The organism is Fibrobacter sp. (genome assembly GCF_017545445.1).
In the GTDB taxonomy this organism is placed as follows: Bacteria; Fibrobacterota; Fibrobacteria; order Fibrobacterales; family Fibrobacteraceae; genus Fibrobacter.
In genome coordinates this window covers 1-20457 of sequence record NZ_JAFWOM010000175.1, presented here as the reverse complement: position 1 = coordinate 20457, position 20457 = coordinate 1, and the positions used below count along the sequence as shown (strand labels likewise).

General features: G+C 46.0%; 21 protein-coding genes. 12 read left to right on the top strand and 9 right to left on the bottom strand.

The features are described from left to right. Positions 1–4 precede the first annotated feature (4 nt). From IKG78_RS19915 to IKG78_RS19900, 4 genes are all read left to right on the top strand, one after another. Complete coding sequence (locus IKG78_RS19915; RefSeq protein WP_290947315.1) at positions 5–1723, top strand: tetratricopeptide repeat protein; 1719 nt, start codon at positions 5–7, stop codon at positions 1721–1723. Between the two features lie 57 nt (positions 1724–1780). Then, complete coding sequence (locus tag IKG78_RS19910; protein WP_290947312.1) at positions 1781–3670, top strand: tetratricopeptide repeat protein; 1890 nt, start codon at positions 1781–1783, stop codon at positions 3668–3670. Between the two features lie 6 nt (positions 3671–3676). Then, complete coding sequence (locus tag IKG78_RS19905) at positions 3677–4105, top strand: septal ring lytic transglycosylase RlpA family protein (protein WP_290947309.1); 429 nt, start codon at positions 3677–3679, stop codon at positions 4103–4105. A 209-nt stretch (positions 4106–4314) separates the two neighbouring features. Then, the gene (locus tag IKG78_RS19900; RefSeq protein ID WP_290947306.1) at positions 4315–4539 is read left to right on the top strand and encodes a hypothetical protein; all 225 of its coding nucleotides are present in this window, start codon (positions 4315–4317) and stop codon (positions 4537–4539) included. A gap of 38 nt (positions 4540–4577) precedes the next feature. Here the strand turns inward: IKG78_RS19900 and IKG78_RS19895 are convergent, their stop codons facing one another. The 3 genes from IKG78_RS19895 to prfA form a co-directional block, all read right to left on the bottom strand. Beyond that, positions 4578–5285: a hypothetical protein gene (locus tag IKG78_RS19895; protein WP_290947303.1), complete on the bottom strand. Its 708-nt coding sequence runs from the start codon at positions 5283–5285 to the stop codon at positions 4578–4580. A 47-nt stretch (positions 5286–5332) separates the two neighbouring features. Then, the gene (gene prmC / locus IKG78_RS19890) at positions 5333–6247 is read right to left on the bottom strand and encodes a peptide chain release factor N(5)-glutamine methyltransferase (protein WP_290947301.1); all 915 of its coding nucleotides are present in this window, start codon (positions 6245–6247) and stop codon (positions 5333–5335) included. A 71-nt stretch (positions 6248–6318) separates the two neighbouring features. Next, positions 6319–7386: a peptide chain release factor 1 gene (gene prfA, locus IKG78_RS19885; RefSeq protein WP_173473445.1), complete on the bottom strand. Its 1068-nt coding sequence runs from the start codon at positions 7384–7386 to the stop codon at positions 6319–6321. Positions 7387–7896: 510 nt separating this feature from the next. Between prfA and IKG78_RS19880 the strand changes: the two genes are divergently transcribed. Together IKG78_RS19880 and IKG78_RS19875 are read left to right on the top strand one after the other, a co-directional pair. Next, positions 7897–8115: a hypothetical protein gene (locus IKG78_RS19880; RefSeq protein WP_290947296.1), complete on the top strand. Its 219-nt coding sequence runs from the start codon at positions 7897–7899 to the stop codon at positions 8113–8115. Continuing rightward, positions 8097–8654, top strand: coding sequence for a GNAT family N-acetyltransferase (locus tag IKG78_RS19875; protein WP_290947293.1), 558 nt, complete (start codon positions 8097–8099; stop codon positions 8652–8654). Before IKG78_RS19880 ends, IKG78_RS19875 begins: the two co-directional genes overlap by 19 nt. Positions 8655–8738: 84 nt before the next feature. Here IKG78_RS19875 and IKG78_RS19870 read toward each other — a convergent pair whose 3' ends face one another. Continuing rightward, positions 8739–9053 (bottom strand): hypothetical protein, encoded by a 315-nt coding sequence (locus IKG78_RS19870; protein ID WP_290947289.1) that lies wholly within the window; start codon positions 9051–9053, stop codon positions 8739–8741. Between the two features lie 81 nt (positions 9054–9134). On the opposite strand from IKG78_RS19870, the gene IKG78_RS19865 reads away from it, so the two are divergent. From IKG78_RS19865 to IKG78_RS19855, 3 genes are all read left to right on the top strand, one after another. Next, positions 9135–9845: a LamG domain-containing protein gene (locus IKG78_RS19865; RefSeq protein ID WP_290947286.1), complete on the top strand. Its 711-nt coding sequence runs from the start codon at positions 9135–9137 to the stop codon at positions 9843–9845. 68 nt (positions 9846–9913) lie between these two features. Beyond that, a complete protein-coding gene (tsaA, locus tag IKG78_RS19860) occupies positions 9914–10705 on the top strand; it encodes a tRNA (N6-threonylcarbamoyladenosine(37)-N6)-methyltransferase TrmO (RefSeq protein ID WP_290947283.1) in 792 nt (263 codons plus the stop codon). A 51-nt stretch (positions 10706–10756) separates the two neighbouring features. Continuing rightward, the gene (locus IKG78_RS19855) at positions 10757–11905 is read left to right on the top strand and encodes a GGDEF domain-containing protein (protein WP_290947280.1); all 1149 of its coding nucleotides are present in this window, start codon (positions 10757–10759) and stop codon (positions 11903–11905) included. A gap of 41 nt (positions 11906–11946) precedes the next feature. Here IKG78_RS19855 and IKG78_RS19850 read toward each other — a convergent pair whose 3' ends face one another. Both IKG78_RS19850 and rd read right to left on the bottom strand, forming a co-directional pair. After that, positions 11947–14655, bottom strand: coding sequence for a TIGR02171 family protein (locus IKG78_RS19850; protein ID WP_290947277.1), 2709 nt, complete (start codon positions 14653–14655; stop codon positions 11947–11949). Positions 14656–14787: 132 nt separating this feature from the next. Continuing rightward, positions 14788–14949 carry a rubredoxin gene (rd, locus tag IKG78_RS19845; protein WP_290947274.1) on the bottom strand — a complete coding sequence of 54 codons (162 nt, stop codon included), beginning with the start codon at positions 14947–14949 and terminating at the stop codon, positions 14788–14790. 77 nt (positions 14950–15026) lie between these two features. Here rd and IKG78_RS19840 point away from each other — a divergent pair, with 77 nt between their 5' ends. Further along, positions 15027–15719, top strand: a complete 693-nt coding sequence (locus tag IKG78_RS19840; RefSeq protein WP_290947271.1) for a 4'-phosphopantetheinyl transferase superfamily protein — start codon at positions 15027–15029, stop codon at positions 15717–15719. Positions 15720–15876: 157 nt separating this feature from the next. Here IKG78_RS19840 and IKG78_RS19835 read toward each other — a convergent pair whose 3' ends face one another. Beyond that, on the bottom strand, positions 15877–17040 hold the full coding sequence (locus IKG78_RS19835) for a glycoside hydrolase family 16 protein (RefSeq protein WP_290947267.1): 1164 nt from the start codon (positions 17038–17040) through the stop codon (positions 15877–15879). A gap of 24 nt (positions 17041–17064) precedes the next feature. Beyond that, positions 17065–17568 carry a Cys-tRNA(Pro) deacylase gene (ybaK, locus tag IKG78_RS19830; RefSeq protein WP_290947264.1) on the bottom strand — a complete coding sequence of 168 codons (504 nt, stop codon included), beginning with the start codon at positions 17566–17568 and terminating at the stop codon, positions 17065–17067. Positions 17569–17674: 106 nt separating this feature from the next. On the opposite strand from ybaK, the gene IKG78_RS19825 reads away from it, so the two are divergent. Together IKG78_RS19825 and IKG78_RS19820 are read left to right on the top strand one after the other, a co-directional pair. Next, positions 17675–18571 (top strand): sensor domain-containing diguanylate cyclase, encoded by an 897-nt coding sequence (locus tag IKG78_RS19825; protein WP_290947261.1) that lies wholly within the window; start codon positions 17675–17677, stop codon positions 18569–18571. 21 nt (positions 18572–18592) lie between these two features. Further along, entirely contained in the window at positions 18593–19597 is a 1005-nt protein-coding gene (locus IKG78_RS19820; protein WP_290947259.1) for a Gfo/Idh/MocA family oxidoreductase, read from the top strand. A gap of 218 nt (positions 19598–19815) precedes the next feature. Here IKG78_RS19820 and IKG78_RS19815 read toward each other — a convergent pair. Continuing rightward, positions 19816–20457, bottom strand: a 642-nt coding sequence (locus IKG78_RS19815; protein WP_290947257.1) for a glycogen/starch/alpha-glucan phosphorylase, incomplete at its 5' end; no start/stop codon positions are given.

The window sequence follows — 20457 nt, the reverse complement described above, 5'->3', positions numbered from 1 at the left end:
TCTGATGGCAAATTCTTCATCTGCGTCTCGTGCGGCGGCTTACCTTTTCCTCATTGTTTTTTTCGGTGCGTTAGCCGCTTATGGTGGATACAAACTTTACAATAAATACGGTCCCTCAAAAACAGTTGTAGAAGAGGTGCCTTTCGGTCTTGATGCCGGAATGTCGATTCCAAACGGCGACGCCCCGAATTTCAAGGCTGACGTGCAACGACTTCCGGTGCAGGCACAAGCAGAGCTTCGTCGAGCAGGCGAACTCTCTCGCAGTGGAGCATCCAAGGCCGCTTATGAAATTTACGATGCGTTAGTCCTTCTTTATCCAAACGTCGATGCAGCCGTCTGGGGTGAGGTCAATACTTTGTTCGGCATGGATTCCGTAACAGAGACCATGCGCGACCGTGCAGAAATTTTAATGGGCCGCCTCATGAACCGTTACCCGAATACGGGAATCAGTTTCTATCTGGACAGCCGCAAATCGCTTTTGGCCGGGAACTTGACCGTAGCAACAGAACTTGCGAAAATGGCGAGTTCTCGTTCACCGTCCATTTACGAGATCCGCCTGTGGTACGCCGAACTCCTGCACAAAAACTCGAACATGAGAGAGGCAACAAACGAATGCCGTGCGGCCATTAGTCTTTCGTCGGGCGACTCGCAGCGGGCGTTTGAACTTTTAGCAAAAATTTATCACGATGCCGGCGTGCTGGATAGTGCATCAATTGTGGTCGATTACGCATTGACGCAGTTCCCGCTTTCTTCGGAATTGCTGCTTTTGCGGGGCTACCTTGCTGAATACAACGGCAAGTTTGACGTGGCTGAAAAAACGTACCAACGCATAATAGCGTTCCACCCCGATTATGAAAAAGCCCGCCGGGCAATGGCGACCATCGGTGAAAAATCGGCTCCCGGAAAGGAAAGTTACGCCGGTTCTGCAAGAGACCGTGCACAAGTTGCATGTGATATTCTCTCGCCGTTAGTAGAACGTTACCCCGAAAATCTACCGCTCCGCGAAGCTCTTGGAATTGCTTATCTGAAAAACCACATGTTCGATAGGGCTCGTCGAGAATTCAACTACATTGTGAAAAACGACCCCGAATACCCGGATATCAAGACTCGATTGAACGAAGTGGAACAGGCTCGTCAGGTTGTCATCGAAGAATTCAATAACGGGCTAACAGCAAACTTGACCCGTGCAGTCGATAGTCTCCGTGAATCAATGGCCCCCGAACAAAAACATGATTTTTCAACCAAATTAGGTCATTACCTTGTCCGTTACGGAGCATCCTCGCAGGAGTTCTTTAAAAAATATTCCATTACAAATTTCAAACAAGTTAGGCGATTCGTTTGGCAGGAATCTTTTTATGAATCTCCGTACATGCACACTTATACGGTCGTCTTTGATTCTTTGAACCGCTTTAGGGAAGTTCACGTGTCCGTCTATGATTCTTCCTCGACTTCGAATCATTTGGGCGTCGCTCCCGAAATTTTCACCCGCCTGATGAAGCAAAATTCTAGAATTTCCGGAATCGGCAATAGCACAGGAGAAACTGTTTGCCGAGACGACTTGGTCATGGATGCCGTAGTCTGGGAAACTCGCGACAACTTCGAAATTTTGGCCCGCATCGTCGGAAAACCCGCTGAAGTGCGTATGGTGCGCTTGGATCGCAGCACGTTGCCCCCTTCTGGCATGAAACTTTGCGATTATCTGCCGATGCTCATGGAATTTTAAAACTGTAAATTTGTATTTTGTAACTATATGTTTTTTGGTCGTTTAATAGTTTTGTTCTTGTTCGTCGCATTATTGGACGGGTGCACTTGCTGTGCCTATCTGAACCACATGTTCAATGCGGAACGGCTCTATGAAGAAGCGACCGAACTGCGGACCGCACGCCTCGATAGCGTTCCCGACGAAACGCAGTCTTATCCAGGCAACGAGGAATCTCAAAAATACGAAAAGATTATTGAAAAAGGTTCCCGCGTGCTAGAACGTTTCCCAGATAACAAGAAACGCACTGCCGAAGCCGTATTCCTCATTGCGGAATCTTACAGACACAAGGCGGACTGGCCCAAGGCCATCACCAAGTACGATGAGTACGAACGCTACTTCGCCGATAACGATTCCATGCGTGCCGTCGAATACCAGCGAGCCTATTGCCTCTATCGCAACCAAGAATACAATATCAGCCGGTTTGCATTGGAACCAGTAGTTGCATCCAAGGACCATCCTTACTACTTCCAAGGATTGAATCTGCTTTCGCTTTTGAATGAAAAATCAGAAGTGCCAGAACAGGCGATAGCCGCTTTAGAAGCATTGCTTGCGGACAAGAGCGGAACCCCGTACATGAAAGGCAAGGCTCATTTCCGTTTGGCCGGGCTTTATTTCAAAATGGAAAATTGGGACAAGGCTCACGAGCATTACAATGCAAAGGAAATTGAAAATCTGAACGATCGCGAACGCCAGACGGCTGGCGAGCAGTCGGCAGAATGCCTTGTGAACAAGACCGAATATCTCAAGGCGGCAGATGAATTCAAGGCTCTTTACAAGGTCGAAGCTTATGAAAAGCAAAGGTCCTTCTATCTTGTCCGTATCGCGGAATGTACGCTTTTGGCCGGGAAAGATGCCGACGCTTTTGTAATTTTCAATAAAATCAATACGGAATATCCGAAATCAGAATCTTCTGCCCGTAGCTACTTTAATATGGGCGATTTCGAGCAGACAAAAAAATTGGATTATGAACTAGCCATGTCTTATTACGATAGCAGCTATATCGCAAGGTCTATCAGTGAGTATGGAATAAAATCCCGTGAGCGCCGCAATGCGTTAAGAAATCTTGTTTCGATGCGAGACCGTAATGAAGAAATTTTGGAAAAGAATAAAGATTCCATTCCCAACATGAAATCATTCTTCAAGACGGAATTTATGATTGCGGAGCTATTCTTGCTCAAGCTTTCCGAAGCAGATAGTGCTATTGCCAGGCTCACAAACGTGATTGAAAAATCTGACGATTCAGCAAGCGTCATGCGAGCCGCATACGCAAGAGCGTTTATCTATGATGAATTCTTGCACGATCCTGATACAGCCGAAGAATTGTACAAGGAAATCATCGAGAAATATCCGAATACGGACTACGCAAAGCAAGCACAGACGAACCTAGGCATGCATGTTACGATGAAAACGAATGAAGACGTTGCTCGTGACCGTTACATGGTCGCAGAAAGTTTGTGGACGGTCGCCTCTGAAATGCCAGTCAGCAAGATGGATTTGGTGGATTCTGCATACGCGACCGCTTTCGCTGCATTCGATAGTTTATACAGAGAATATCCGCATACGCAGTCGGGCATTCAAGCTCTTTACATGAAGGCCATCTATTTCCAGATGAATCCTGAACGCGTTGACAGCGCTGTCGCCGTCTATCGTAATCTTCGAGACAACTACAGCCAGACTCCGTGGGGCAAGCGAGCGGTTTATCTTCTGAATACGCGTGCGACGATAACGGATGATGAATTGGCTCGTTTGCGTACTCGTACTGCCAAAAACATCGAAAATCTTGAAAGAAAGTCTAAGCAGTATTACAACGAACTGAACGAAACGCCCGAAGAGAAGAAATCCGAGATCATCAGTAAGGAAGACGAAATTCTTGAGAATACATACAACAGCATGTACGATTTTGAGTAGGTGCTTATGTTTCCCCGGAGATTTGTTGTTTTACTTGTGTGTGCGTCGTTTGCATGTTCGGCGTGCGGTTCTTCGGGTTCGCACCGTAAAGGCTACGTTCGTGTGACCTCAACAAAGCCACGTGTCGAAAACGTCAAAGTGGGTTACACGTTCTCAGGAGATGCCAGTTTTTACGGCAAAGGTTATGACGGCAGAAAAACAGCCAGCGGCGAAATTTTTGACCGCGATGACTTCACTTGTGCTCACAGGACGCTTCCATTTGGAACGAAATTAAAAGTCGTACGTCAAAAGACGGGGGCTTCTGTCGTTGTGCGAGTCAATGATCGCGGACCGTATTCGAAAAAGCGTGTACTCGATTTAAGCGAAGCCGCAGGCAAAGCCCTTGGGCTAGAAAAAGCCGGACACGCGCAGGTCACCGCGACCGTAATCGAATAGACAACATGCAGTCACACAGTCGTCCCAGCCACCATGCCGGGATCTCCTTACACGGTTCCTGTGGCATTGTCATCCCAGATTTATTCCGGGATCACCTTTCACAATTTTTTTTGCCATTTCCTCAAAATGTCAGCTTTTGACATCCAACGATTCTATATTAGTGCTCGTAAAGACACTAATAGTCCTAAAGGTAAAATATGAATTGCAAAATGACAAAAAGAAATAAGCATGTAGTCGAAATTTCGGAACAGTCCCAGTGGGAGCCGTCTCCGTGGGATTCCGGCTTTTCCATCTTCAAACGCCGCATTGGCGAACTGATGCAGCTGAACGGCAATGACGACTCCGCTATTGACGACGATGACCTGATTCCGTTCTACCGTATGGGAGAAAGCGAAACGTTTGTACTTTCGGCCCTCGGCTGCGCCGGATATTGATCTTGCAAAGTCTTCCTCGATTTTGCGGCTTGTGGGCTCTACTTTCGGTTGAAGCGTAGCATCAACTGGATGGAATTTACGAGATGTTTGTGCTCGGGAGTTTTACTATCTACATCATCCACTTCATTGCTGGAGATGATGGACAATAGCTGCCATTTTAACCCGACTCCGATAAAAAACCTTTCGGAAATTTGCCAGTCTTTTCCTGTTTCTAGATCGACACCGAAAACGAAATAGTCGCTATGTTTAAGTGAACGACCTGAATAGTCAGAAAACGGATCATTTATGAGTATAAGGCCTAAATCGAATTTTGCACTAAAGAATACTTCTTGAAAAAAACTTTTTGAAGACGACAAGAAGGGATACACCGTAGCGCCGACTCCACCAAGGAAAGCAAAGTCGTCGATTTCGTCACTGGCATAATTTTTCTTGACTTTGTCCAAGTCGTATTTTCCGTCGAGGGAGAGAAATTCAAAGGAGCCGTGGACGGCCACAAATCCCTTGATAAGAAGTCCCATGGTTAGTTCGCCAGCAAAACCGAACGCACTTCCATCGTATTTGATTTTGTCAGAATCATAACGATGATCGAAATAGATGCTTGTATAACCAAAGCCTATTCCCGTGTTGAGGTAAAAACTGTTTCTTTTGGGCTTGGGAGAATCGAAGTTTGCCGTTGAAAGAGAATCTTGTGCGAACGATGTTTCGCATAACATTACTATAAATAAAGCGAGAAAAATCTTTTTCATATAGCCCTCTTTTGCTATTCTAGACAAAGGGTTTAATCGCTTTTAATTTATAATTTTTTATAGCTTACGAAACGGACGTTGTTGCAAAAATCTTTGTGGATACCCGTAAATTCGAGCCACGGATAATTTGCGGCTTCGGACTTGAGCATTTCACCTTGTTCGGAACCGATTTCAAGGAAGATTGCGGCACCCGGCTTGAGGCTACTTTCGGTTTGCTGTAAAAGTTTGCGGACAAGGTCTAGTCCGTCCGCTCCGCCGAACAAGGCTAGTGCAGGGTCGTATTTAGCGACTTCGGGCTGGAGCTTGTCCTTTTCACCATCGGGAATGTAAGGAAGGTTTGCGATAAGGCAATCTATTTTGGGTAAAGTCGCTGAATCCACCGAAGCGCCGATGGCATTCGCGATTGCTTCCGAGGTTACTGCGTTCAGCAAGTCGCCCTGCACAAAATGCAAAGTTTCGCCAGTTGCATTCGCTTCAGCGTTTATTCGTGCTAATGCAAGTGCGTCTTCGGAAATGTCCGTTGCCAAGACCTTGACGCCTGCGATTTCTTTGGCGCAAGCGATCGAAATGGCGCCCGTGCCTGTGCCAACTTCAACGATAAACGGATTTTCGACGCCCTTGAGGCTTTCTGCCGCCATATCTACGAGCGATTCCGTTTCCGGGCGCGGGATAAGCGCACGGCGGTCGCACTTGATGATGAACCCGCGGAAACTCGTGTCGCCGATGATGTGCTGCAGCGGCTCACGCGTTGCACGGCGCGCAACCATCGTGCGAAGCACGTCCAGCTCCGCTGGCGTGAGCGGCTTTTCGAAGTTCAGGTACAAGTCCATGCGGTTTTTCATCTTGAGACCGTAGCTGATGATGTACTCGGCATCGAGACGTGCGTCTGGAATGCCCTTCTTTTCGAAGAAGACCTTGGTGCGGTTCAAAATTTCTAGCACTGTCATCTGCGGCTGAGGCATTGGACTTTCCTTATGGACGGGGCGTTATTCGTTGTTCGTCATTGCGAGGAGTACTGCGACGAAGCAATCTATTAAGCGTTGAACTTTCCGAGCTTTTCCTGGGCGTTCGCCATCTGGAGACCATTGATGATTTCATCAAGTTCGCCAGTCACGACCTTGTCCAGGTTGTAAACGGTGAGGCCAATGCGATGGTCCGTCACGCGGTTCTGTGGATAGTTGTAAGTGCGGATCTTGGCAGAACGGTCACCGGTACCCACGAGGGCCTTGCGGTTTGCCGCTTCTTCCTTTTCCTTCTTGGCGATAACCGCGTCGAGGATCTTGGAGCGCAACATTTCCATGGCGTGGAGTCTGTTCTGCAGCTGGCTACGTTCGGTCTGGCAACTCACCACTACACCTGTCGGGATATGCGTCAAACGCACGGCAGAGTCCGTCTTGTTGATGTACTGACCGCCAGCACCCGAAGAACGGTATGTGTCCATGTGGATGTCCGCTTCGCGGATTTCCACGTCAACTTCTTCAGCTTCCGGGAGAATCGCCACCGTCGCAGCAGATGTATGCACACGGCCCTGCGTTTCCGTTTCCGGCACACGCTGCACGCGGTGAACGCCGCTTTCGAACTTGAGCGTTCCATAGACGCTATCGCCTTCGATGAACACGCGGATTTCCTTGTAGCCGCCCACCGTGCCTTCGCTCAAGTCCTGGATGGTCATCTTCCAGCCCATCTTGTCGCAGTAGCCACGGTACATGCGGAACAGGTCGCCAGCAAACAGAGCCGATTCGTCACCGCCCGTGCCGCCACGGATTTCAAGCGTCGCATTGCGGAAGTCCCACGGGTCCTTTGGAACCATCAAAATTTGCAGTTCGTCGGTCACTTCGGGGAGCTTCTTTTCGATTTCCGAAATTTCCGCTTTTGCCATCGCGACCATTTCTGGGTCGGAATCGCCGAGCGCGGCCTTGTATTCGTCAAGATCGTCCATCATTTGCAGGTATTCTTTAGCCTTCAAGACAGCCTTTTCAATACCCTTGTACTGCTTGTGAATCTTGTTGTAACGAGCCTGGTCGCCGAGAACATCCGGATTGCCGAGTTCCGATTCCAGTTCTTCGTACTTTTCAATGAGTTTTTTTGCCTTTTCTTTCATCGTGCCCAAATTTAGCAACTTTTGCGTAAGGCGAGTGAAACGGGGCTGTTTACAGGCCCACTTCCGAGCCTAGCAAAAGGCACTCGAAGAGTGCCAAAGGCGAGCGCAGCGGCAAAAGTGTGCAAAGCTAGAAAGCGCAAAAACTTGTTTTTGTATTTTCTAGCTGAAGCTACGGACGTCGTAGACGTCAAAACAACTTGTTGTTTTGACATTGCTGAGCCGAACTAAAAGCGCTTTGAAAGAGCGCCATTTAGAAAAAGTAGGAAGGAAAAGGTATGATAATATTGTCGTTTTTGGAATGATGTCACCAACTGTTTGCAGAACAATTAATCGTTGTGGCTAGCTTTTGTTTGCAAAATGAATGGCGTGCAGCGCGACCCCTTGTTTTTGAAAAATGAACATTTTATATTATAGAAACCACCTTAGTAGTGTGTTGCCGAGTTTCACCTGTTTAGTGATGCTCCATAGTTATTATATCGTTACTTATATGAAAAAATAAAGGACATGACTATGGCAAGACCCATTCGTGAAACACCGATTCTCTTTGGTGAAGATGCCCGTCGTTTTTTAGAGGCGATGGAGAATGTGCAACCTGAACCTCCTGAAGTTCGTGCTCGCATTTTGCGGGATTACGAGCTCATGAAAAAGGCTTATGAACGTGGTATGGCTGATCAGCGTGCCCGTGAAGAGGCTAATGGAGGTATTGATCCGTGGTTCAAAAAGGTATAAATCTATCAAAGCTTAGTTTTATAAAGATTCGTTCATCTTATTCTGTCAAAGATTTTACTTGCGGCGATCCTGATTTGGATGATTTCATTCGAAATCGGGCATCAGTATTTCAGAAACACTTGCTTTCGGTAAGTTATGCTTGTGCGGATGCTGATACAGGTAAAATGCTGGCCTATTGCAGCCTTGCAAATGATAAGGTTGCCATGGGTGATTTTAAGGACAAAACCGAATTCAACCGTTTCCGTAAAAAACAGGGCTTTCCGAATGAAAAACGTTTGAAAAGTTATCCTGCGGTTAAATTGTGCCGGCTTGGTGTTGATGAAAGTGCGAAGGGCTGCCAAATTGGAACGACCGTTTTAAATTATATCAAGGCTATGTTCTTTTTCGATAATAAAACGGGGTGTCGTTTTTTGACAGTCGATGCGTATTTGGACGCAATTCCTTTTTACGAAAAGAATGGGTTTCGCTTCATGAACGCCGAAGACGATGACCCGCATACGCGACTGATGTATTTTGACTTGATGAAGCTGGTTGCGTAAACTAAATGAATTGCCTCGGTTTTGCCGGGGCATTTCTAGCTTCGTTTGTAGCGCCGTACTCAATGCGTTTGGAAAGAACGACAATTACAGAATATTATCGAGAATGCTTCCTAGAACCCCATCGAGAATTCCGCCTGCGGCTTCCCCTGCTGCGTCTGAAACATCAATTTTATCGACGGCTTCACCTACACCTTCGACGACTTTATTCGCCGTTGTTCCTGTAACATCCGTTATTGCTTCTACAGCAGGTTTTGTAGCATTGACAATCTTGTCAACAGCAGAATCAAAGGCTTTGTAAAGAGCATTATCGGCAATTGAATCCAAAAATTGCTCTGCAATAGACGGGTCGTTTGAAGTATTTTGTGCTTGATTTATATTTTCCGGTATTTCGTTTTCCATAGAAAAAAAATTACAAAAAATTGTATTAAAGGGCTTAAATTTTTTATTATATCTAGGTAAAATTAAAAAGGAAAAAATTATATGAAATTTGGTAAAGTAATTGCAGGGATATCTCTTTTGTGGTCATGCGGAATGATGGCTTGTAGTGAAGCCTCTTCTACGGAACCTTCCAAAGAAGATGTTTTGGCGGAATACAGTGTTGCCTATGAATTTGACGATCCGTCAAATGTCGGCCTCGACTACTTCGGAAAAAATAATGCCATTTTGGACCAGAACATGCCTACAGTAATCGTGAAAAACGGTAGCTTAGTTCTTGATGGTACCTCCGGTTTGCGCATTCCCTTGAGTGGTGATTTTAAAAATAAAAACTTTGTTATTGAAACCCGTTTCATGCCGACAAAACCAGCAAAATTGGGCAATATCTTTTCGGCAGATCCTCCAGGCAGTGGAGTTAACGGCTGGATGATTCGTATGGAAGATTCTACGGTGACGTTCCATATTCGTGGCGGTTCCAGCGATTGGAAAGATTTTTCAGTAGATACGGTTACCATGAACGAATGGCACGTTCTTCGTGTTAAGCTTAATTATACATCAGTCGAAAATTTAACTGTAGAAGCTTACAAACTTGAAATTACTTTGGATGGGAAAAAATATGTATCGGAGATTTTGTACAATACGGCATCTGAATTGAAATACGATTTGGGGATTGGTTGCGATCCACATCGTCAAGACCAGTACGAAAACCGCTTCTTTACCGGTAAAATAGACTATATCCGTTACGGAAAAATTTAAAGGCTAACCCCTCTCGAAATAATTGCTGAGCCGGTCCTTCTCGGGCCGGCTTTTCTATATTTTTTTGCATGGAAATCTCCCCCATCGGTATATTTTTCGGCGATGCTGTTTACAAGTACGATGCTCCCCGTCAGGGGCGCTTGTTTGCCGGGCATCCCGGTCGCATAGTGCTAAATTCGGGGAAAAATTTCGAAACAGCTCTCCGCGATCTCGACGGTTTTGAACGCCTTTGGGTAATTTTCCAGTTTCACGAAAACAAGGGTTGGCGACCGACAACACGCCCGCCAGTGCCACCGAAAGGCAAAGACCGCGTAGGGACTTTCGCGAGCCGCAGTCCTTACCGACCGAATCCGATTGGTCTTTCTTGCGTTCGCTTGTTAAAAATTGATGGACTTACGTTATACATCGATGAAGCAGACCTCTTGAACGAAACGCCAATTCTTGACATCAAACCCTACATCCCGATGGCCGACTCGTTCCCTGACGCAAAAGCAGGCTGGGTCGAAGAACAAGAGGGCGATTTGTGGAAGATCGAAACAACTCCGACATTTGACGACCGCATCCAATGGCTTCGAGAGAATACACCATTTGACATATTGAGCTTTGTTGAAATCCAGCTAGCACGCGGACCATTTGATACCACCCGACGCCGCATTGCACTAGACGAAAACGCCAAAGAAGGCACACTCGCCTATCGCACGTTCCGCATCGATTTCTGTTACGATGAACCACTGAAAAAAATTACTTTGACGAATCTTCGCAGCGGCTACACACCAGAAGAGCTATATTTTTACGAAGATAAATACAGAGACAAGCAAATCCACCGTTGTTTTGTAAAAAAATTCCCTTCACAGAGCTAACGTGAAAAAATTATTATAATTTTCTTATATATAAACATTATAAAACACCGTATGCTTGAATACAGCTTGCTTGAAATATACATGGCCGATATGCTGGGTATCTTTTTGGTACTCGGCGCTGTATTAAGTGGTGCTTGGAAACTGCAGAAGAAAAATCAAGAAGACAAGTTGCTGCTCGGAATCATGATTGTCATTGTTTCGGCATGCCTTGCGGATTCCTCGTCTTTTGCTGTAGATGGGCGACCGGGCGAAATGTACAGGTTTCTCAGTTATGCAACGAACTTTGTGTTGTTCTTTGCGAATTTGGTGATTGGGCCGCTTTGGATTATATTGATTTCTTTCCATATCAACGGAAAGTTTTCCGGTTTTCAACGGGCTTTTGTGCTTGGAATATCCGGTTCTGTTTTATTGTTGCTGATTTTGAATTTCTTTTATCCCATCATCTTTGCAATTGACGAAAACAATGTCTATTCGCGTGGACCTTTGTTCATGGTGAATAATTTGATGGAATTGGCTTTCTTGATAGATAGTGTCCTCATCTATTGGATTGGAAGGGCGAAAAGCGGCGGTGTCAAGTTTTTCCCGGTTTGGCAATTTGTGTGGCCTGTAGTTATTTGCGTTTGTTTGCAAAATTTTTTCTATGGCATCTCGACAGTGTGGGTAGGAATTGCAGTCGGTTTTACAAATATAACGCTTGCTTTGCAGAATGAAAATATTTTTGTCGATAAATTAACGAGGCTCTACAATCGTTATTACTTGGAAAGAATTGTTGGAGAATTGCGGCATAAAAAAAATATCGCGATTATGATGCTTGACATGAACGGATTTAAGGAAATCAACGATAGTCTGGGGCATTCCCAAGGTGATGACGCGTTGTTTACTGTGGCCGAAATACTGCAATCGACGGTTGGGTCTTTAGGAACGGCGATTCGCTATGCGGGCGATGAATTTGTAATTGTGTTGAATACGGACCGCGAAGAAGTTGCGGAATCTTGTCGAGAACGCATCAAAAAGAATTTAACGGATTTTAACGAGAAAGGTACTAAAAAGTATCAATTGTCAGCATCGATTGGGATTGGAATTTTCGACTTGAAACAGAATAGCTTTGACAAAATTCTTGAAATTATAGACAAAAGAATGTATGACGATAAAAAAGCTTTTTACTCGTCGGCACAACACGATAGACGGTATTACCGATAATTATTTTTATGGAAAACGCCGGTTCTTGACCGGCATTTCTTCTATTTATCCCAATTGATTTCTAGTGTTTGGATCAATGAATCCAGACGCTTTGTCAGTTTTTCTGCACCTTTGTACGAAAGATGGTCGCTGTTGAATGCTTTTTCGTCATCGTAGTCATGGCTTCCCATTTTATTTTCGTCCATCAGTATAAAATGAGAGTATTTTTCTTCGTATTTTTTGATGCGCTTTATCATTTTCTCTGCTACAGAACGGCGTAATCCGTAGCGTCCGAAAGCGCCTGTTTCCTTATAGTCCGGAGATTGCGGAAAGATGATTCCGATGAGGTGAATTTTTTTGCTTTCGGCTTCCTTGACGATATCCTCGATTTCTTTAACTAGCGCTTCTTCTGGGTTTGACAAGATTCCGTCCATGTACGTGGAATCCACATTTACGGGGCTTCCTTGCCATCCTGCATCTGGCGTGTATTTGTAGCCGAGTCTTTCTTGTTCGTCTTGACGGCTTTGCTCGTCGGAACCGTAAGAATCGTGAGTCAGTTCGTACAAGCCTTGGGGATACCCGTCTTTCCAAAAATCATGGGCTTCGTCATAGACAAATCCCGTAGATTTTAGACAAATGTAATCCCAATAATTGGCCGTGTCGTAATACCGCTGGAAGATAATATCTAAGTCAAGTGAGACGGCGACGACTTTTAATTTGGGTAATAAATTGACTCCGTAATTTAGCAGAAGACGTTTTGCGACTGATAAATCAACAGCGGGATTTGCTGCGTTGATGGAAAAAATTCCTTTTCTCTTGTTTAACACAAGTGGACTTATTCCCGCCCATGATCTTGAAGAACCGGATACGAGAACATTGATGGAATCGCGATATTTATAGAGCATTTCCAAATCGTAGCGCGTTTTCATGGGACTTAAATCTCCTGTGAACGGGGAGTTGAGTTCGTACATGCCGGCGCTATCGACGTTCAGCGTTGTTTCGAAATTTTGCAGTGTGCCGGTCCATAATTCCGGGTGCCACAGTTCCGCTCCGCTTGCGATTTCCGTGATGCTGGAATCCTTCGTGTTGACGAGTACGATTTTGGTGTGGTAGCCGTCTGCGTTTTGGAGTGTTGCTGTGGCGAGGTTAGAACTGTTGCGGACCCATTCTGTATGGTCGAATGTGTAGCCCTTGGGGGCCGGAATCATTTTTACAAGTTTTCCGGTGCTGTCCGCAATTAATAGTTGCTCGTGCACTGAATATTTGCTGCCGGCGAAATCCTTTCCGGTTTTGCTTGCAAAATCAAGGAATAGCGTTTGCTTTGTAATTTCCGAGAGCGAAGCGTTGCAAGCTTGTTCTTTGTTGTACCACGTTTTGTTTTTGCCGTTTACGTTTGCGCGGAGCAAGCGAGCTCCTGAAACGGCGTGTTTGCCGTCTTTACTTACGCCTCCATTGAATGTGCCTTCAAAAATCTTTTTGGGTGTACCGAATTTTCCTTTGGCAAAAGAGACGCTCCATGTGGATTCTTTTTTCCAATTGGTTTCGTCGGAGTTGTTGTCTGCGCTTGTGACGTAAACGATTTGGGTGTCGGCATCGACGACCCGCCAACGCGGAATTGCAGCGCTTTTGACATTGAGTTTTATTTTTTTTGCATGAACGGAATCAACGCTTTGTACGTAAATTTCCGATGTTCCGGGAATGCCTTCGTACTTTGTTGAATATGCGACAAATTTTCCGTCCGGCGATAGTGTGGGGTGGTAAGCGTTAGGCGTATTTTCGATATCCTTGACAATGGGTTTCCCGTTTGCGAAATTGATAAAGGCTATATTGCCGGTTTCATCGTTGCGGAAAACAAGCTTGTTGAGGTGTGTCTTTGTGGATTTTTTTAATTGTGCGGATGTCGATAGAACATTGATGGGCTGCGTTGTTAAGCTGCCTTTTGTGTTCATCCATACTGCATTAGGAATTTTGCCGAAGGCAAGTCTAAATCCGATGTAATATGTTCTTGTTGAAGAGGTGACTGTGTAAACGTCGCTGCGGTTGTCGAGGGATATTTTGGAGGCTTCGTTGCGGATGCTTCCACCTTTGACGACTCGTTCGCCGATGTTTCCTCCGTCTGGCGCGCCTGCATAATTTGCAATGACCGTGTCTTGAAATTCTCCCATCCAGTCGTTGACCCATTCCATGGCGTTCCCTGCAAAATCGCAGAATCCGTTAAGCGTGTCTGCGGTGCAAGAGAGATGCATTGTATAGCCCGATTTTTCGACAGTCCAGGCGTTTTGTGGTGCCCAGCTTTGTAATGCGACTAACGTCCATTCTGCTTCTGTGGGGAGTCTGTATGCGTCACGGTCGGCATGGAATTCGTAACCCACCATGCCCGTGCAGTGCCCTTCGAAATCAAAGGCGGCGCTAGTATAAGTGTATGCGGTATCTAGATTTTCACTTTTGCTTTTTTCGTTGGCGAAAAGGATGGCGTCATAGAAGGTTATATCTGCTATAGGGATTTCGGGATCTTTGCAAGATGTATTTTTTATAAAATTTGCGTATTCCCCACATGTGACTTCGTGCTTGCCGATAGAAAAATTATAAGTAAATTCAACAGTGAGCTTGGAATTTAGCTTTACAGTAGAATCTTTAGGGGATACAAGTATCATGTCGGCATGTTTTGAATCTTCTTGCAGAAAAAAATACGGTGTAGACTGCGATGACGTTCCGTTGTCAGAACAGTACACTAAAAAACTTGCACAAAGTATTGCAAAAATCCTTTTCATAAAAATTATAATCCCTTTTTTGACAGTATAAGATACGTTAACGTTATGGTTCTGTCAAAGATTAAAATGCTTTTTTCGAGATATTTATAAAAAAACCGGGTGTCATAGACCCCGGCGAAAAATTGAATGACGTTAGGCTTCTTTGACAAATTCTTCTTTGCCGACTCCGCAAACCGGGCAAACCCAGTCTTCCGGCAAATCTTCAAAGGCGGTGCCGGGTGCGATTCCGTTGTCAGGGTCACCGACTGCAGGGTCGTAAATGTAACCGCAGGGTTCGCATTTGTATTTGGACATGTATTTCTCCTTGCTAAATGGTGTTGCTTTTAATCTATATAATTATAAATGAGAAAATCAGTTTTTATATTTTTTTTATGCTAGAGACGACTCGAATTTACATCGCCGATATTTCTGTATTGAAGGATTCCTCTGTTTTTGAAAAATTGCTGAAAGCGGTTCCCGGATACCGCCAAAGGAAAGTGATGTCGTTCAAGTTTCCCAAGGGAAAAATGCAGTCGCTGGGCGTTGGACTTTTGCTCCGCAAAGCGTGCGAAGAGGCGGGCTTGGCCGGCGCTGACGAACGCATCGCGTATGGCGAAAACGAAAAGCCGTTCTTGGCGGATTGCCCCGGAATCCATTTTAATTTATCCCATTCAGGCGAACGCGTGATGTGCGTGATTTCGCCTTTTGAAGTGGGGTGCGATGTCGAGATTATCAAAGGCAACCGCGGACGTCTTGCCGAACGTTTTTTCTTGCCCGAAGAATCGGCATGGATTAAGCATTTTGAATCGCTCGAAATGCAGACGGAGGCTTTTTACAGGTTGTGGACGCTCAAGGAATGTTATATGAAAGTGACCGGTCGCGGGATGTCTCTCATGCCGGATAAATTCGCTTTGCATGTCGATGATTACGAAAATATTTCGCTGGATCATGGCGGAATGCGGCTAGAATACACATTCCGTGAAATCGATTTGCACGACGGCTATCGTCATGCGTATTGCATGAAGAATAACGGCAAAAACGCACCGCAAGAAATAAGGTGTGTTGATTTAAACATTTTATTATGAGAGAAGCTAATGTGGGCTAGGTGTCGGCTATGAGCACGCTTCGCTTTGCGAGACTTTGAACGTTTCCTATTACAAACGCCCATACCTCATACCCCAAAGGGGCGTGAGCCCCGTGCCCAAACCCCATACCTGCTGCTTACTAACCACTGCCTACCGTCTACTGTCTACTTCCTACTCTAATATAATCCACGAGCATTTCGTTCGGAAATTGCGTATCATCGACTTCAAAACCGGGCCAGCTGCCTGCGACGGCAACGTTTAGTATAAAGAATTGCGGCTTGTGGAAAGCTTCGATTCCGTCTTTCGCATTCTCGATATCGATTTCCTGATACTTGAAGTCATCGACGTACATGGCGATGAGCTTTTCGTTCCAGACCATCTTGTACGTATGGAACTGCGTGATGTCGAGTTCCTTGCTTGTGCCGTAGTAGTCCTTGGTGTTGTTTCCGTAGCTGGCGTGGTTGCCGTTGTATTGCCAGTGATGTGTGCCATAGACGATGTTTTCGCTGTTGATGGCTTCGATGATGTCGATTTCGCCGCATGCGGGCCAGCTGACTTCATCGATGTTTTGACCGAGCATCCAGAAAGCAGGCCAGATTCCCTTGCCGGTCGGAAGTGCGATGCGGGCTTCTACGGTGCCGTACGTGAAAGCAAACTTGCCCTTGGTAATCATGCGTGCGGAGGTGTACTTGGAACCCTTGTAATCTTCTTTTTGCGCACGAATATGCAAAACACCGTCCTTGATGTAGGCGTTTTCTTTGCGGTCCGTGTAATATTCCCATTCGTTGTTTCCCCAGCCGCTTGCACCCGTGCCGATTTCGAAACTCCATTTGCTTGTATCGATTGCGTCGCCGTCGAATTCGTCGTTCCAGAGGTACGTTTCGACTGGTTCTTTACTTTGGGAACTGCTAGACGATTCCGTGGCGGGTGCGGAATGACGGCTACTGCTACTCGTCATGGCTGCCTCCGAGCCGCCATCTGTCTTACTGCTGCTGGATGGATCCCCTCCGCTTCGCTCCGAGGATGACGAAATCGTATAAAGAATCGTGGATGACGACGTGGGAACGTTCATGGATGACGAAGACACGCTTGAAGAAGAATTGTCATTCTGGAAGCTCGAAGATTCCGGGGCGGGTGTGGAATGACTCGAACTTGAGGATTCCGGGGCCGGAGCGGAATGATTCGAACTGAACGATGATTCCGCTGTACTCACCGGAGCAAGTGCGTTCGAAGAATCGTCGGAACATGCGGCAAAGCAGGCGATGAAACTTGCCGTAGCGATTCTTGTTACTGCACGAATTTTTTTGAACTTAAAAAACATGACCAAACCATCCTTTATTCTAAATTACTTTGCGTCCGGTTCTTCGGGGTGGATGCGAGCAATTACGCCAACCGTCGCTCGTGTTGCCTTGACCAAATCTGCCGGGGCCACTTTCAGCTGGAGTCCGCGTTCGCCTGCGCTTACGTAGATGTACGGGAACTGCATGGCCGTTTCGTGGATGAAAATGGGAAAGTTTTTCTTGAGGCCGAGCGGGCTGCAACCGCCGCGAATGTAACCAGTGAGCGGGGTCAAATCCTTGAGCGGGACGGTTTCGATTTTCTTGTTGCCACTTACTTTTGCGGCTCCCTTCAAATCCACTTCGAGGTTGCCGGGCACTACGCAAATGAGGTAGCCGATTTTGTCGCCATGGACGAGAATTGTCTTGAAAACCTGATTGATGTCTTCGCCTAGACTATCGGCTACATGCTGTGCCCCAAGATCATTTTCATCGACCTTGTAGGGGATAAGTTCGTATGAAATTTTTTGGCGGTCCAAGATGCGGGCGGCGTTTGTTTTTTTGATATCCATAAATTCCTCTTGCGGGGCTTACCCGTGATTATTCCAATTTCAAATATAAATCTTTGTGGGTGGAGTTGCAATTGGTTGTGATGAATGCTAAATTAAATTAGAATTGATGTATTCAGGTGACGAAGGGCATTCCATGGAACTGATGAAGATAGATTACGACTTGTTTAAGAGAATCTTGAAAGAGATTCCGTCGAATATCTTTTTCAAGGATGCGGAATGCCGGTATGTCTTTTCTACTCATTATTGGCGCCACCTTAAAGGAGCCGAAGACCCGTCATGGGATATTGCCGGTAAAACGGATCTGGAAATTCGCAAGGACAAGGACAATGCCATGCTTGCAATGGAACAGGACCGCGAAATCATGCGCACCGGGAAAGGTACTAGCTACGTCATAGAAATCGATCAAGATGGTGTGACCGAGTTTCTGGAATTGATAAAGAATCCGGTGCGAAGTAATGACGGGAATATTATTGGCATTGTCGGTCTCATCAACGATGTCTCTGAAAAAATGATGCTTGAAAAAAAGCTCGATAGGTATGCGCACATTGATTTGATGACCGGCTTGTACAATCGTGATTATTTGGATGAGTGGATTGCAAATTCCATGAAGTCGGATATGTATCCTTTGTGCGTTATTTCTGCGGATTATGACGGCTTGAAAAATATCAATGCTTCTTATGGAAATGTTGTTGGTGATGAATTTTTAAGGCTTACGGCTTCGCTTTTCCGTACTGAGCTGCCCGAAAAGGCTGTGATGTTCCGCATGGGCGGGGACGAATTTCTTGTCATTCTGCCAAATACAACGCAAGACGAGTGCAAAAAATATATTGATTGTATAAATGAAGCTTCTCGTTCGTTAGTTCTGAAAGGTAAATCTGTAAGTGTATCGTTTGGCGTTTGTGAAGTGACGTCTCCGTCGCTCAGCTTTATGCATGCTATGGAAATTGCTGATAAACGAATGTATATGGATAAAGATACAAAGCGTGCGAACCCCAATAGTTGATTGCAATTCTTTGGATGATGGATGATTTTGAATAAATTTTATAAAGCTGTCTTGTTTGGCGATGGCACTATGGGCGAACGCCATCGTGTTTTTTTTGAAAAATCTGGCGTGTGTTTTTTGAAGATTTTCGATTTGAGCGATTTGCAAAATGACGGGTCGCTTCGCGAATCTTTAGTGAATGAATTTTTATCGAGTGAAAAAATCGACTTTGCGGTAATCGCTTCTCCGGCGACAACGCATTACCAGTACGCAAAACTTTGTCTGGAACGCAAAATTTCGGTATTCGTTGAAAAGCCGCTGGCGGTCACGGGAGAACACGCTCAAGAGCTTGTGGATTTGGCAATCCGCAACGATGTGGTTTTGTTTGTCGCGCAGTCGGAATGTTTTAATCCAGTGTTCTTGAATTTCCGCAAGCATTTTATGGCGGAACTCCATGCGATGAAGGCTCGGGGCGAATTTGCGAAAGTTGCAGAAAATGCAAACGTTGTCGGGAACGTCGCGGATGCTCAGAATTATACCGCTGCGGAATTTGCTAAGGAAGTTGCGAAAGTCCCGGTGCAGCTTGAATTTCGCCGGGAGCACCGTTATTCCGAGCGTTGCCGCGATGTGAATGTCGCTTTGGATTTGATGGTCCACGATTTGAGTCTTTGCCTTTCGATGTTCCGTTATGAGGATTTGAAGGTTTCAAAGTTCTTGCTGAACAAAAACGGCGACCGTGCTCAAATGCAGATAAATGTTGCAAAAGGCGATTTTGCAGGAGCTGTACTGGACTTTATTGTTGACCGAAACAGCGAAAATGACGTTCGGACAGTGTCTGTAAAATTTGCCCGTACTGCAAATCGCCCTGCGTACGATTACTCCGTTAGCCTAGCCCAATATGACGAAAACGGCGATGTCGTGCATGTCCCGGACTCCCTTGAAAACGAACACAAATTCTTTTTGAAGCTCATGCTCCACGCCTGTGCGGAATGGGGCCGCCGTGCCGCACAAAGCTCCGCCGATGCCGTAAAACTCGCGACTTTTTAAGGTGTTAGGTTATAGGTTGTAGGTTTTAGGATTAGAATCACGCACTTCGTGCGTCCGTTATAGGGCGGCAACACCGCAGCCCCAATTGAAAATGCAAAAAAGTGAAAATGCAAAAAAGTCCGCGACTTTCATCGCGAACTCTTCTGTAATAACGTTTTAACCTGCGGCTACTTTCGTCTTTCGTCTGTAGGACCGCAGGTCCGTTCTTTCGTCTAAGCTTACAGCTCAATGCTGCACGGCTTGGCGTTCCAGATTTCTTCGGCGTACTGCTTGATGGTACGGTCAGAACTGAACTTGCCCATGCGAGCGACGTTGAGGATTGCCATTTCTGCCCAGTGCTTCTTGTCCTGGTAAGCATCGGCAACCTTCTTCTGCATATCCACATAGCTGCGGAAGTCTGCGCAGAGCATGTACGGGTCATGCGACAAGAGCTTTTCTGCAATGTGCTTGAAGGTTTCCGGATGATCCGGGCTGAAGAAGCCAGAAGCGATGAGGTCGATCACGCGGCGGAGATCATCATCTTTTTCGTAGAAGTCGCGCGGACGGTAACCCTTAGCGAGGAGGTCCGTCACTTCTTCAACGGTGAGACCGAAGATGAAGATGTTGTCGTCACCGATTTCTTCCTTCATTTCCACGTTAGCGCCGTCGAGCGTACCAATCGTGAGAGCGCCGTTCAAAGCAAACTTCATGTTACCCGTACCCGAAGCTTCGGTACCGGCGGTAGAAATCTGTTCGGAAAGGTCTGCGGCCGGGATGATCTTTTCGGCGAAGGACACGCGGTAGTTCTCGAGGAACACCATCTTGAGCTTGCCCTTGCAATCCGGATCAGCGTCGATGATAGAAGCCACGGCGTTTGCAAG

Excerpts from the sequence above, each read along its gene's own strand:
- IKG78_RS19915 (WP_290947315.1), top strand. The coding sequence starts at position 5 with ATGGCAAATTCTTCATCTGCGTCTCGTGCGGCGGCTTACCTTTTCCTC.
- IKG78_RS19905 (WP_290947309.1), top strand. The coding sequence starts at position 3,677 with ATGTTTCCCCGGAGATTTGTTGTTTTACTTGTGTGTGCGTCGTTTGCA.
- IKG78_RS19900 (WP_290947306.1), top strand. The coding sequence starts at position 4,315 with ATGACAAAAAGAAATAAGCATGTAGTCGAAATTTCGGAACAGTCCCAG.
- IKG78_RS19895 (WP_290947303.1), bottom strand. The coding sequence starts at position 5,285 with ATGAAAAAGATTTTTCTCGCTTTATTTATAGTAATGTTATGCGAAACA.
- prmC (WP_290947301.1), bottom strand. The coding sequence starts at position 6,247 with ATGCCTCAGCCGCAGATGACAGTGCTAGAAATTTTGAACCGCACCAAG.
- prfA (WP_173473445.1), bottom strand. The coding sequence starts at position 7,386 with ATGAAAGAAAAGGCAAAAAAACTCATTGAAAAGTACGAAGAACTGGAA.
- IKG78_RS19880 (WP_290947296.1), top strand. The coding sequence starts at position 7,897 with ATGGCAAGACCCATTCGTGAAACACCGATTCTCTTTGGTGAAGATGCC.
- IKG78_RS19870 (WP_290947289.1), bottom strand. The coding sequence starts at position 9,053 with ATGGAAAACGAAATACCGGAAAATATAAATCAAGCACAAAATACTTCA.
- IKG78_RS19865 (WP_290947286.1), top strand. The coding sequence starts at position 9,135 with ATGAAATTTGGTAAAGTAATTGCAGGGATATCTCTTTTGTGGTCATGC.
- tsaA (WP_290947283.1), top strand. The coding sequence starts at position 9,914 with ATGGAAATCTCCCCCATCGGTATATTTTTCGGCGATGCTGTTTACAAG.
- IKG78_RS19855 (WP_290947280.1), top strand. The coding sequence starts at position 10,757 with ATGCTTGAATACAGCTTGCTTGAAATATACATGGCCGATATGCTGGGT.
- IKG78_RS19850 (WP_290947277.1), bottom strand. The coding sequence starts at position 14,655 with ATGAAAAGGATTTTTGCAATACTTTGTGCAAGTTTTTTAGTGTACTGT.
- rd (WP_290947274.1), bottom strand. The coding sequence starts at position 14,949 with ATGTCCAAATACAAATGCGAACCCTGCGGTTACATTTACGACCCTGCA.
- IKG78_RS19840 (WP_290947271.1), top strand. The coding sequence starts at position 15,027 with ATGCTAGAGACGACTCGAATTTACATCGCCGATATTTCTGTATTGAAG.
- IKG78_RS19835 (WP_290947267.1), bottom strand. The coding sequence starts at position 17,040 with ATGTTTTTTAAGTTCAAAAAAATTCGTGCAGTAACAAGAATCGCTACG.
- ybaK (WP_290947264.1), bottom strand. The coding sequence starts at position 17,568 with ATGGATATCAAAAAAACAAACGCCGCCCGCATCTTGGACCGCCAAAAA.
- IKG78_RS19825 (WP_290947261.1), top strand. The coding sequence starts at position 17,675 with ATGTATTCAGGTGACGAAGGGCATTCCATGGAACTGATGAAGATAGAT.
- IKG78_RS19820 (WP_290947259.1), top strand. The coding sequence starts at position 18,593 with ATGATTTTGAATAAATTTTATAAAGCTGTCTTGTTTGGCGATGGCACT.